Source organism: Cycloclasticus pugetii PS-1 (assembly GCF_000384415.1).
Taxonomy (GTDB): Bacteria; Pseudomonadota; Gammaproteobacteria; order Methylococcales; family Cycloclasticaceae; genus Cycloclasticus; species Cycloclasticus pugetii.
Window position 1 is genome coordinate 2,356,357 of record NZ_ARVU01000001.1, and the last position, 12,632, is coordinate 2,368,988.

General features: G+C 38.9%; 8 protein-coding genes. 2 read left to right on the top strand and 6 right to left on the bottom strand.

From position 1 onward, the window contains the following. The first annotated feature begins 92 nt into the window (after positions 1-92). Both CYCPU_RS0111505 and CYCPU_RS0111510 read left to right on the top strand, forming a co-directional pair. Positions 93-1,283, top strand: a complete 1,191-nt coding sequence (locus tag CYCPU_RS0111505) for an aromatic ring-hydroxylating oxygenase subunit alpha (RefSeq protein ID WP_016390224.1) — start codon at positions 93-95, stop codon at positions 1,281-1,283. Further along, the gene (locus CYCPU_RS0111510; RefSeq protein ID WP_015007036.1) at positions 1,280-1,765 is read left to right on the top strand and encodes an aromatic-ring-hydroxylating dioxygenase subunit beta; all 486 of its coding nucleotides are present in this window, start codon (positions 1,280-1,282) and stop codon (positions 1,763-1,765) included. Before CYCPU_RS0111505 ends, CYCPU_RS0111510 begins: the two co-directional genes overlap by 4 nt. A gap of 61 nt (positions 1,766-1,826) precedes the next feature. Here CYCPU_RS0111510 and hcaB read toward each other — a convergent pair whose 3' ends face one another. The 6 genes from hcaB to CYCPU_RS0111540 form a co-directional block, all read right to left on the bottom strand. Next, positions 1,827-2,618, bottom strand: coding sequence for a 3-(cis-5,6-dihydroxycyclohexa-1,3-dien-1-yl)propanoate dehydrogenase (hcaB, locus tag CYCPU_RS0111515; RefSeq protein WP_020162779.1), 792 nt, complete (start codon positions 2,616-2,618; stop codon positions 1,827-1,829). A 339-nt stretch (positions 2,619-2,957) separates the two neighbouring features. Then, positions 2,958-4,985: a PQQ-dependent dehydrogenase, methanol/ethanol family gene (locus CYCPU_RS0111520; protein WP_020162780.1), complete on the bottom strand. Its 2,028-nt coding sequence runs from the start codon at positions 4,983-4,985 to the stop codon at positions 2,958-2,960. Between the two features lie 148 nt (positions 4,986-5,133). Continuing rightward, complete coding sequence (locus CYCPU_RS0111525) at positions 5,134-6,576, bottom strand: outer membrane lipoprotein-sorting protein (protein ID WP_020162781.1); 1,443 nt, start codon at positions 6,574-6,576, stop codon at positions 5,134-5,136. Positions 6,577-6,674: 98 nt separating this feature from the next. Then, positions 6,675-8,657 carry a hypothetical protein gene (locus tag CYCPU_RS0111530; RefSeq protein WP_020162782.1) on the bottom strand — a complete coding sequence of 661 codons (1,983 nt, stop codon included), beginning with the start codon at positions 8,655-8,657 and terminating at the stop codon, positions 6,675-6,677. Positions 8,658-8,767: 110 nt separating this feature from the next. Continuing rightward, positions 8,768-11,098: an efflux RND transporter permease subunit gene (locus CYCPU_RS0111535; protein ID WP_020162783.1), complete on the bottom strand. Its 2,331-nt coding sequence runs from the start codon at positions 11,096-11,098 to the stop codon at positions 8,768-8,770. Continuing rightward, positions 11,098-12,369 carry a WD40/YVTN/BNR-like repeat-containing protein gene (locus CYCPU_RS0111540; RefSeq protein WP_020162784.1) on the bottom strand — a complete coding sequence of 424 codons (1,272 nt, stop codon included), beginning with the start codon at positions 12,367-12,369 and terminating at the stop codon, positions 11,098-11,100. The genes CYCPU_RS0111535 and CYCPU_RS0111540 overlap by 1 nt, the downstream gene beginning before the upstream one ends. Positions 12,370-12,632 lie beyond the last annotated feature (263 nt).

The following is a 12,632-nucleotide window of genomic DNA, read 5'->3' on the forward strand; positions in this document are numbered from 1 at the left end:
TAGTGACATATATCAAATTCAAAGACAAAAACAATAGGTCACTTTTAAAAAACTATATATATTCTTTTTACGATTAACCAATAGGAGAGAACATGACGCAAATACCTAATAACAGTGCCACACTAGAATGGCCGGCTAAATATAATGAAGTACCTAAAGAGGTTTTCGAACGGGCTGATTTATGGCCAAAAGAACTTGAAAATATCTTTTATGGTGCCGAATGGCACCCAATCGTTCATCAAAGTGAAATCCCAAATATCGGCGATTATAAGGCTGCTGATTTGGGTGAAATCCCTGTTTTCGCTGTGCGCGGTGAAGACAATAAGATTCGTATCTTTCAAAACGCCTGTACTCATCGAGGCACAACCCTTGTTACCGAAAGTTTAGGCAACAAAACAGAATTTGAATGCCCTTACCATCGTTGGCTATTCAGCCCTGAAGGTGAGTTAGTCGGTTGCCCAAATAGCCGTGAATTTACACCCGATTTTGACAAGAAAAACTTTAGTTTACCCACCTTCCGAACAGAAGAATTCTGTGGCTTATATTTTATTACTATGAGCGAGACAGTTGCTCCTCTTAAGGAATATCTCGGTGAAAACTTCTACGAACCTCTTAGTCGAATCCTTGGTGGTGACGGGCGTTTAAAGTTCATTGGCTATCAAAAAGTTCATTATGACTGTAACTGGAAAGCATACTGCGATAACGATGGTTATCACGCTCCACTCCTTCACCTAGCTTTTAAAATGCTTAACTGGCAGGGTGGCAAAGGTGTTCAAAATGTATCTGAAAATGGTCATTTATCCTTTGAATCTGAACTTAAAATCCCTGATGACATTACAGCCCTAAAAGACGCCTCTATATTAGATTTTAAAGGCACCGAAACCAGTACAGGCTCCATTGTACAAATGCAATTCCCTCTTACTGTTTATTCCAAACATATGGATATGCTAAATATTCGTTATGCTTTTCCTAAAGGCCCTAAAGGCATTGAAGTCCATTACGCATATTTCACTCATGAAGATGATGACGATGAAATGATTGCGCATAGAATTCGCCAATCTAGTAACTTGCTTGGCCCTAGTGGTTTAATCAGCATGGAAGATGCCTCTGTTTTTTCCCGCATTGATAAGGGTAATAAAACACCTGGTATGGCAATATTCCAGAAAGGTGTTAAAGACGAATACCAACTTGAACTTCAGGTTGGGCAAAATGATGAATCTGGAAACCTACCACGTTGGGAACACTATAGAAAATTAATGGGCTTTAAGAGGGCAGAAGCATGAGCGAGATTGAACCTAACGTAATTTTTAGTATTGAGAACTTAAATAGAGACTATATTTGTGCGCTCGACAATTTAGATATGGAAAAATGGTTAGCCTGTTTTAATAAACAAGGCAGCTATACTTTGATTTCAAATGAAAATGAATCTAAGGGTTTTCCTATTGCCTTTATGCTCGATGATAAATATGAACGTCTGCAAGACAGAGTCACACAGGTCACGGTCATTCAAAATGATTCAACTGAACATTATCAAATGAGACACATGACTCAGCTGACTTCTATTAAAGATTTAGGCAATAATCGTTACCAAGCTAACTATAATTTTTCTATTTTCTACACCCAGAATCTTGTTGAGAAAAGTGAACTTTTATGTGTTGGCCGATATGAAGATATCGTATTAGTTGAAAATGGCGCCAGCTTTATTCAACGTAAAGCCGTTGTTGATACTAACGTATTACCTCGTTATGTTCCTTACCCTATCTAAAATATAACGAGCACAAAAAAAGCCTCAATATTTTAAATATTGAGGCTTTTTTTTCTGCTTTTTACTCTGGTCGTTTCCCAACACCAACACCGCCATCAGAATTAATGACCGTTGCGGTAATATATTTAGATTGCTCTGATGCTAATAATAAATAAGCCCCTACATGATCCTCGGGTTCAGCTATGAAACCCATCGGCGTCATATCAGCAATGATTTTATCAATGCCCGGTACTTCGTTTAGCTTATTCTCTGCCTGACCTGCTGCATTACTACCACCTAAGTTTGTTACCGTACCACCTGGCGCAACACCATTAACTCTAATATCTGGTGCCACTTCATAGGCAAGTTGCTTTATCAAGCCAATAACAGCATGTTTAGAGGCAACATAGATTGGTCCGCCACCACCGGTATAATAGCTTGATGTGGATGCTGTAAAGATCATATTACCTTTTGTTTTTCTAAGCTCAGGTAACGCCGCTTTTGCACCTAATAAATATCCCTTAACGTTAACCGAAAAAATTTCATCGGCAATTTCTTCAACCTTATCTTCAGGTTGTGCTTCTAGGGGCACCATATAATCCCAAATGCCTGCATTACCAACAAATACATCCAGCTTTCCGAAAGTAGAAACTGCTTTTTCAACCGCTACTTTGTTTGACGCTAATGACCGGACATCTCCGACTATACCCACAACAGAACCAGCGTATGTTTTTTCTAGTGCATCAATACCTTCCTGTGATCGATCCATCACACATAATTTTGCACCTTCTTCAACAAATCGTTCAACTATTGCCAAACCTATGCCTGAGGCTCCCCCTGTAATCAATACTACTTTATTATCTAACCATCCCATTGCTTATACCTTTTTATTAAAATTAAAGAAATTCATATTATCATCGAGTACAACACGACTACCGTTCGTCATTAAGCACTCAAGCTCTCGATCGCCTTTTTTAATTTTACCTAAATAACTTTATACCTAACAGTAAAATGCTTTTATCTACAAAATCGAGAAGGAATCAAATTGTGAGGTTAAACCCACTCCAACCTTAACGATACTTATTTATAGTCGACCGACTACTTCTATCTTACTAGCAATATATCAACACATACACCTAAGATCTTAACCAACAATTGTTTTTTACTCTGCGGCCTAACTCTTAGATCCTACTGAGTTCATGCAATATTCACATTAATTAATAACATATTCGTGTATTGCCTCAATTTCTTCCTTTGATAGCTTATTGCCCCAGGCTGGCATAGAACCCTTGCCATTAATCACTGAATTAATAAACCTTGCCTTATCATTCTTCGGAAATGTACGAAGGTCAAATGTCGTTCCCGACGTTTTCATTTCCACACCATGACAATGAGAGCAGGCTTGCTCGTATAGCTCAGCGCCTTTTTTAACCGTGCTTGACCATGACTTTAGCTTTTTACTTACTGCCTGTGCATCAGGGGCTTTGGGTGGCTGAATCGTTTCAGCATGGACTGTACTCGTATCCCCACCATTTCCTAATTCAAAGACCCAAACAGATCCACCTGGGTTAATGTTTTTTAGGTTTATATCATTTGATAAGCTGTTGTAAACGCCACCAATACCACTGGCAATAGCAATATATTGCTTACCTTCTAATTGATAAGTAATTGGCGGTGCGATAATCCCAGATCCTGTACGGAACTCCCACAGTTTTTCTCCAGTCTGTGCATTTAATGCATATAATTCTCCAGTTTGTGCACCCGAAAAAACAAGGTTACCTTCCGTGACTAAGGTCCCACCATTCATAGGAATAGCTGTTGGGAATTGCCATTTTGCTTTACCCGTTAATGGATCAATCGCCCTTAAATACCCCTTGGGCCCTTCTGGAAAAGCCCATTCAAACCGTGCTCCAATATAAAAAACACCTTTTTTATAGGGCTGCTCAACGGGGGTATATTTCCAGCCGATATTAAAGGTATTAGCATATGCTAACCCTGTTGTTGGACTATAAGACATCGGCGCTAAGTTTTTACCACCAAAAGCCGATGGCCATATCTCGGTTGTTTCTCCTGTCTTAATCATGTTTTTAACGCGCTCAGATATGATTGGTCGCCCTGTCTCCATATCAATTCCATCAGCCCATGTCACTTTATCGACAAATTTATTGGCCCTTAATAACTTACCAGTGCTACGGTCAAGTACATAAAAAAACCCATTCCTATTGGCTTGTATCAAGACCTTCCGTTGTTTTCCATCAACCTCAATCTCAGTAAGTATTGGGTCATTAACAGCGTCATAATCAAAGCCATCATTTGGGGTAAATTGATAATGCCAGATCAACTCACCCGTTTTAGGTCTAATAGCCAACATACTTTGCGTATATAAATTATCTTTTGCTCCTTCTCTCATATTCCAAGGCGACTTATTACCAACCCCCCAATACACAAGGTCTAGTTCTTTATCATACGAGCCTATCAACCATGTCGGCCCTCCACCATGCTCCCACTCATCACCTTGCCAACTCTCACTCCCCTTTTCTCCCGGCTTGGGTATAGTATGGAAGCGCCACAAATGTTCACCTGTTTTTGGATCCCAACCATCTAAGAACCCCCTAGCGCCAAATTCTCCACCTGCTACACCAGTAATCACTACATTATTAGCAACAAGGGGGGCACTGGTCATTGAATAACCAAACTCAATCTCTGCTGTTCGTTTTTCCCAAATTGTTTTTCCATTTTTTGGATTAAGGGCTAGCAACCTATTATCCGGCGTGGCGCGATACAGCACATCGTTGTACCAAGTTGCTCCTCTGTTCGTAACACCACAGCAAGTTAGCGTTTCTGCAGGGTATTGAATGGTGCTTTTCCATATTTGACGACCAGATCTTGCATCGACTGCATATGTCGCGTTGTGGCTTGTAATATACATAACCCCATTAATAACTAGCGGTTGTGTTTGCTGCCCTCTATTATCACCAAGGGATAACACCCAAGATGGTTTCAATTGATGCACATTGCCATCATTAATTTGTGTTAGAGGTGAATAACGCTGTAAATTTTGTTCAAGACCATAATAGTGAACACCGACATCTTCTGGTACTTCACTTATTTGTCTGTTTATTTGTTCAATAGGGCTTTTTGGTACTAATTCTTCTTTATTGGTCTTTTTATTTTGTTCATCACAAGCACTTAAGATCAATAACATAAAACAGAACAGTAAATTTTTAATTATTGTATTCATTCCTCTCCCTTTTTTTGTAAATATACTATTTAATTCGTATCTTATCGCCTAGCAATATTTCATGTCTTAATGACATAAGGCATAAAAAAAGCAGTGAAACTTTCGTTCCACTGCTTTGATTATTAATGCTTAATATTAAGTGTTTCTATTACTGATAATCTCTTAGTTGATCCACATCAAACATAGATTCATCTACAATTTCATCTAAATTTTCCCATGTTGAATCCATCCACATGGTTGATGTTCTGTGGCTTACATTATTTCTAATAATCAATGCACCCCAGACACTTACACCCGTCGCAGGTAAAAAGTCGCGTGCATCAACATAAGATTTGAAAAGATTACCTCTTGGATCCCAAGTTTTCCTTGTAGCGATTGAGTAGTCTTCTTTGTCATAGTAATAACGTAATTTTGAATACTGGTATTTACCGGTTTTGTCAACTTGTTCTAAAATATAGGTAGGACGTAATTCCATCTCTACATAATCAACTCCACAGCGCTCTTCATCAATAGTAAATGCCTCTAAACCACCTGTTGAATGCATTGTATTAGTTGGAGATAAAATAAGTGCTTCTCCAACTAGGTTATATTCAAAGTTTTCAATATTTGTTTTAATCCAATTGCCACGCCAATCATCCCAAGATAATTCAAGACCAGATGCTAATGGATCTTGCGAGTCAGTACCTGTTAATAAACGTGTGCGTCTTAAACTTGGTAGGAAAATTTTGAAATCATCTTCTTTTGTTCCAGAAGCATAACGTTGACGTACACCTGCCAATCCACGAACATCATTCGGCTCAAACATAAATATTGCGCCACCTTCAACCATGTCCCCTTTGCCTTCAATATCACCAAATGGTGCGGTGTTGTGTCTCTCATGATAATGCCACCACCATAAATTCGCTCTATATTGTCTATCTGCCTTACTGTCAGGTGTACAAGAATTCATGTAAGCACTGTCAAACTCTAATGTATCTGTTGCAACTGAAGCTGCAACGTTGTTCCAGTTTAATTCAAGCCCATTTTTAGGGTTAGTTAGAAATGGTAGTGCTGTTGCAGCAGGGCCAGATAGTAATGCATATGAACCATCTTTATAAATTGGTTGTCCAGTTTCGTCAAATGTGAGCTTGATATTTTGCTCTGCCATTGCTTTATTACCTTTTAGATACCCTTTATGTAAATAATAGGTATTTGAAGGAACAATTTTAATTTTTCGGATGTTACCCCACGGAGCACCAATTGCATCATATGTCTCCTGTGTTAAATACTTAGGTAACCAAGGAAAATCAGCTTTATTTTCTGCTGTAATAACCAAACCCGGTTTTAGTTCAGCAGGAATTTCTTCTTTATCTATTAGGTCATAAGCATCATATCCTCGTAAGTCTTTCCACTCTTTAGCAAGCTTAATTGCTTCGGGGTCTGAAAGTAACTCTACCCATTTATTATAACGAGGGTTATTTTCTTCAGCTGCAAAAGCTTTCCATGCTTCTAATGCACGATTGGTATCTGCCATTGCAGGTGCAGTTGACATGCCAAGCCCAAGCGCTATGCCGGCAGCTGCCAGTTTCATTTGTAATATTTTATTTTTCATTTATATCTCCATTACCCTTATTTCTTAATTTAATTCACTTACATTATTAATAACTACCTACCACTTTTCAATAAGTGATAGGTAGTTATTCTAATTACTTAGAACTGGTACGTTAAAGATACTTCAACATAATCTGAATTATTAAAAGTACCAATTGGTGCGCTTTCTTTGTTGCCAGAGAAATGAGCGATTTCTACACGTGGACGCCATGAATCGCCAAAGTAGTTAAAATCAATACGTTGACGGTAGTAATCCCCTGAACCTTGAAAATCACGTATATATAAACCATCTAGTACTAAACGTTGGTTATCTAATGGTGCATTCCAAGCAAATGTTACAAAGTTTTGATGATCTTGTATTTCAGTAAAGGCATAGGGTGATTGTTGCAATAGGCCTTGATCTGAATTATGAGTGTAGATATCAAATAATTGTAAGCTAGTGAAGATAGATTTAGCTTGTGATTCCCAACCCGGTACCCATAATGGGAAATCGAAGCCGATCATAGTTGAGGTAATATCTTCTTTCACAATATTACGGCTTGCTTCTACAGCTAGTACACCTGAACCAGTTACTTCGCCCGCAAAGCTACCATCAAATACTATCGGAGCTGGGCCAGGGCCATCAGGGTCAAAAGTTGCACCTGGGTATACTCTAGAACGATTAAATGGGTGATCAAACTCATGTGACATTTCTAAACGTACAGTTGGCGCAGAGCTTTTGCGTCCAATTCTTATAAAGTCACTTAAATCACGTGCAAAGGTAAACCCAACCATCAACTGGCGATAGTCATAGTCTAATTCAACTTCACCGTTAATTGAACAAGCAGGTCCAGGTATACCGTTAAAAGGATCACCACAGCCAAACCCTGCAAGTGGGCTTACAATTGGAGCTGGACCTCCTTTTGCAAACGCATCTACTGATTGCAGCCAATTTAGGTAGCCACCTGCTCCAAATACAACAGCTTCAGTGGTTGCTGCATTAAATGATGCGCCCACTGAATTACTATTACCGGGAATTGATGGTATTTGTGTTCCAACACTTGGATCATTGAATCCATCTCCGACAATTAATGAAGAGCCAATTAGTTTAGATACTGGCAGATCTTGTTGTCCATAGAATGCATTTATGGTTGCAGAGCCACCCAGTGTTCCGAATTTTAAGCGCATAGACCATTCTGCATCCGTTAAGCTGAGGCGATTTGGTTTATTGTCATATAAATTAAAACCTAGCCCAGCTAAGCCTGGTCCATTTTCTGTTGTGTCATTCACGTCAGCCCAATCTAAACCAAAAATACCGCCTGATGTCTGATCGCCTGGTGTTGGGTTGTTAATAATAAAGTTAGATGTTTGAACTTCTGGTACAAAGTTAATTTCCAAAGATGGATTTTTCATACCAATGGCTTTAAACGGCCCGTCTATACCAAGCTTTCTGAAGTTAAAATCAGCTGACACCATTAAAGCTGGTAAGCGAAGCTCATCAGAGTCTGTAAATGCAAAACGTTGACGCAAGTCTTGAGCATGCAATACATCCATTAATCGTAAACCATCTGATTGCCCCCAACCACGTTGGAAACGACCAAATTTAACAGAATAACGTCCTTTTTTATCTTTGTATTTTACGGACAGTTCTCGAATTATATCTTCCCAATCTTTTAGCACTTCTAGTTCATCGTCCATCTCGGCACAATATGCGTTGCCTGAGCAATTACTTGAGTTTAGATTGAAGTTAGCATTTTGTGTAAAAGCGCCCGTACCTGGCACGATTGCACCATTGACTTGATCGGGTAAACCACCATTTGGTGAGTCATAGCTGGTGAACTGTGAAGACATGTCACCTCGTAACCAGAAATTCCCAATGAAACTCCACTGTCTATTCGGGCGGTACGTTGTTTTAGATTCTATAATCCAGTTTGCAGGGCCTGCTTTATTACCTTGATCTGGTAGATCGTATAGTACAGACGCCCCCAACTTAATTCGACCGCTTTGGGTTAGGCCTTTAATGCCTGTATCTATCGCCATAGCAGGTGCCACCATGGAGACACCCAGTATAGCTGCTAGACTTATTTTTGTTATTTTCTTCATCTTTTCCCCTTTTTTATTTACAGTAATACATTTCTAACATTTGTTTTATACGTCATTTCACATACATAAACAACGTTTTTTGTCATTTTTACAACAACGTTGTTTTATTGCTACGCAGCATTTTCTTTTATTTTAAACAATGCTTTAGGATGGAAAGCGGCAATGGCTGCGGGTACGAATAGTAACGAACCTAACATGTTCATAAATAATACAAGTGCTAGCAACATACCCATTTCTGCCTGGAACCTTAATGGTGATGCAACAGCCCAAGGAATTAATGGCGCAATCATGGTAACCGCTGTAATAAATATCGCGTTACCCGATGTTAAGAAAGCCTGGTGTATTGCCTCATGGACATCTTTTATCCCTAGGTTTTTATATTCTTCTTTAATTCTATCAATCATATAAATACCGTAGTCCACACCTAAACCTACACCAAGTGCAGCAAGTGGTAAAGTACTAACGTTTAAGCCCACTTCTTTCCAAGCCATAAAAGCGTATGTCAATGAGTTAGCAGTAGCCAAACTAAACAATAGAATTAAACCCGTTGTTACAGAACGATAGTACAAGACAATACAAAAGAAAATTACAAATGCAATTGCAACCATCGTCTTCACATTTGAATTAACAATTTCTTCATTGAGTGCCTCAACAATACCAACTTGTCCACCCATATAAAGGAACTTTGCATCACTAACAACTTCTTTCTCATTAGCAAAGAAAGCATCCAGATTATCTCTTAACTTTTGGATTGTTGGACGACTATGGTCTTCTAAGAAAAAGGAGATGTTACCTATTTCCCACTCTTTGTTGGTATAGCTGGCAAAATCACCAGGCTCACCTCTTGAGCGGAACATGTAAATATCAAAACCAACTTCTTCTGCTGTGTCCGGTATGATCGCGTATGAAGGATCCCCTTCAAAAAGAACAGAGTTAATCAATTTAATGATTGGTACCAAGCTAATAGCAGGACGCACTTCTAACATATGCTCATACACATAACGATCTAACGCTTCTGTTTGATGATAAACAGATGGTTCAAGCATAGTATCTTTTTCACCCTCTACATACACCTGCATAATATCGGTACCTAAGAAGGAAAACCTTGTATTAATTGACTCTACATCTTTATTAAAACGAGCTTCAGGCCACAGAATTGCACTACCTTTTGTATCACCTACAGTTAGATTTTGTGAGTACCAACCACCCATTACTAACAATAAAGCAGTAGCACCAACCATCGTCCAAGCATGGTCTTCCATATTGATAACCGCTCCCCAAATTTTATTGAGAAGAATTGAACCTGTTTTATGTGATTTAGGTGGTTTAATCAAACACATCACAGAAGCAGCGAATATCAGCGCTGGAACAACTGAAAGTAACCAAAGGCCACAAATAACCGCTAGCGACTCAATACTAGGTATTGCTACCAAGCCTAACACACCAAAACCAGCTGCATCTGTAATAATGGCAGCGGTACTTGGTACCAATAACAATGCCAAGCCGTCTCTAGTAACCTCTCGACAATGTGAGGGACGCTCTTCACAAGCCGCAATATTGTCTAAAATACGCGTTGTAAACTGTACCCCATGCGACAATACAATAGCGAAAATAAATGCTGGAAGTAGGATAAGCAACGGATCTAAATTATAAGAAACCGCACCCATTGCACCTAATCCCCAAATGGTAGCAACTGTTGCAGTAAACATTGGGATAAACACCCCAACCCACGTTCTAAAATACATGAACAAAATTACTGCAATAATCAATAGTGATGCTGCCAAAATATTGAAAACTGAGTCAAGTGACTGATAAATATACCCAAGAAGAATTGGACGACCAACAAAGTTGATTTCTAAGTCTTCCCCTTCATATTTCTCACGTAAATCTAGGAAAAAGTTCAAAACCTCTAACTTATCAGCTTCGTCTCTAAAGTCTGTAATAACTATCGCTGAAGTCTCATCGTTAGATACTTGAAGGCCACGATATTGTTTATTAACAAACTGACGCATCCGTGTCATTTCTTGTTCAGTTTTAGGTAAGTCTGGCCATAGAAGCGCATCCACGCCCACTCGCCCTCCACCACCAGAAATAGCTTTAGTTTTCCTTAATACTAAAGACTGACTTAAGTGACGGTAAGTATGTTTATTGTAATAAACGTCTTCGGCTATTTGTTTGTACTTAGTTAAATAATCCAGGTTATAAATATTCCCTTTTTTATTTTTTACTTCAATTAGGGTTGTATTTGCACCACCAAACTGTTCACCAAACCGTAAAAATAATTCTACATTATTAGAGTTTGCGGGTAGCATTTCTTCAAGAACCACATTAAGTGACAAACCCTTATACGCATAATAGCCAGGAATAATAGTTAGCACCGTCAATATTGATGCAACTAGTACCGGTCTTCTTGCGATAAAGCTAGACAATTTATTAATCATTATTTTTCTCCCCAACGACTAGATATCAGCTTTACGTTCTCTGACTCAGCTATATTTAGTTTTTGTCCAAAGGACATATCATTCAAATTACCTTTTACGATCATTCCACGTAAACCCGCAGCCCAGATTGTGCCTGAATCAGTCACATCCACACCACCAATCCAAGTATAAGGCAGTGGGAAGCCCTCCTCAGGTATCAAGTTTGTTACTGTATATGTAGGCTCTGTAACGATTTCTACCGTAGCATCATCGCTTTCTATTGCAGCTGCGACTTCCTTTTCAGCTTCTGAGACTTTAAACATAACCGAAGCACCTACCACAACAACTTCATTGCTCGCTGTTGCTGATACATCATATAAATGATTGGTAAGACCACTGTCTATTTTTGTTATGTAGTAGTTGGTATCCACTTTTGGTAATGGCTCTACATGCTCAGGTACATACTCTCTTTTTTTACGGGCTGCTTTCTTTCTTGCTTTTTCTTCTTTTTTTGCTTGCAGCGCTTGCTCAATCGCTTCTACTTCAGCCCATTGTTCATCTGTTGCCAAAGCAATACTAACCACACCCCCATCTAGACCTACTGCAATTGCCCCATCACCATGTGATGCTACTGAAAGCAATGTGGCTCTACTTGGGTTATAGCTAACCAACCATAGCTCACCTTTATTTTCAGTATGGGCAATCATGCCAAACTCACCAACTAAAATGGCACTATCTGCATCCTTAGCCACAACACCATGTAACCTTGGTAAGTCCCTACCATCAAAGCCTGTTAAAGTTTGCTTTTCCCAGTTTTTACCGCCATCTGAGGTATGCCAAATAGCCGCGCCATGTCCAACAGCCCAGCCATTATTTACGTCTGCAAATGAAATATCTCTTAAATAATTTCCTTCGTCTTGTTTCTGAACAACCCATGTAAAGCCACCATCTGCTGTGTGTAGAATGGAGCCTCGATGGCCTACCGCCCATCCATTGTTAGCATCTACAAAAGATAAGTGACGAATTAACTCATTGACACCGATATAAATAGCAGACCATGTTTCACCACCGTCTTCTGTTTTAAAGACAGAACCCGAATATCCCGCTATAAAACCAATATTCTCGTTTACAAACTCAACCGCATAAAGGTTATCCGGCCAAAATCGTTGAAACTCACCTTGTTCACTTGACGTTCCGTTTTCTGCCGTTGCAATTCCTGTCACCAGAAATGCCAAGGCAAGCACACACAAAAGGCGTGCGCCTTTTATTCTTTTAAGATTTATCGATTTCACTATTTCCCCTCATCAGCTGAATCTATTAATTATTTAACTTCATTACCAATCAAGCAAGCGTTCAAAACTATAATAATCCAGATATATTTATCAATGGTTTTTAACTAGAATTAGGCTAATAAAAGCCGCGCCAATTTTTACATTAGCCATATTTCGCTTATTTCTATACAGTATATAGTTGCTTTACTCATGTTTGCATCAACTTTTTTCATTAAACAAAGTTTTTAAATTTCGATTTTACTTGCAAACTATACTTTGCTAAT

Excerpts from the sequence above, each read along its gene's own strand:
- CYCPU_RS0111505 (WP_016390224.1), top strand. The coding sequence starts at position 93 with ATGACGCAAATACCTAATAACAGTGCCACACTAGAATGGCCGGCTAAA.
- CYCPU_RS0111510 (WP_015007036.1), top strand. The coding sequence starts at position 1,280 with ATGAGCGAGATTGAACCTAACGTAATTTTTAGTATTGAGAACTTAAAT.
- hcaB (WP_020162779.1), bottom strand. The coding sequence starts at position 2,618 with ATGGGATGGTTAGATAATAAAGTAGTATTGATTACAGGGGGAGCCTCA.
- CYCPU_RS0111520 (WP_020162780.1), bottom strand. The coding sequence starts at position 4,985 with ATGAATACAATAATTAAAAATTTACTGTTCTGTTTTATGTTATTGATC.
- CYCPU_RS0111525 (WP_020162781.1), bottom strand. The coding sequence starts at position 6,576 with ATGAAAAATAAAATATTACAAATGAAACTGGCAGCTGCCGGCATAGCG.
- CYCPU_RS0111530 (WP_020162782.1), bottom strand. The coding sequence starts at position 8,657 with ATGAAGAAAATAACAAAAATAAGTCTAGCAGCTATACTGGGTGTCTCC.
- CYCPU_RS0111535 (WP_020162783.1), bottom strand. The coding sequence starts at position 11,098 with ATGATTAATAAATTGTCTAGCTTTATCGCAAGAAGACCGGTACTAGTT.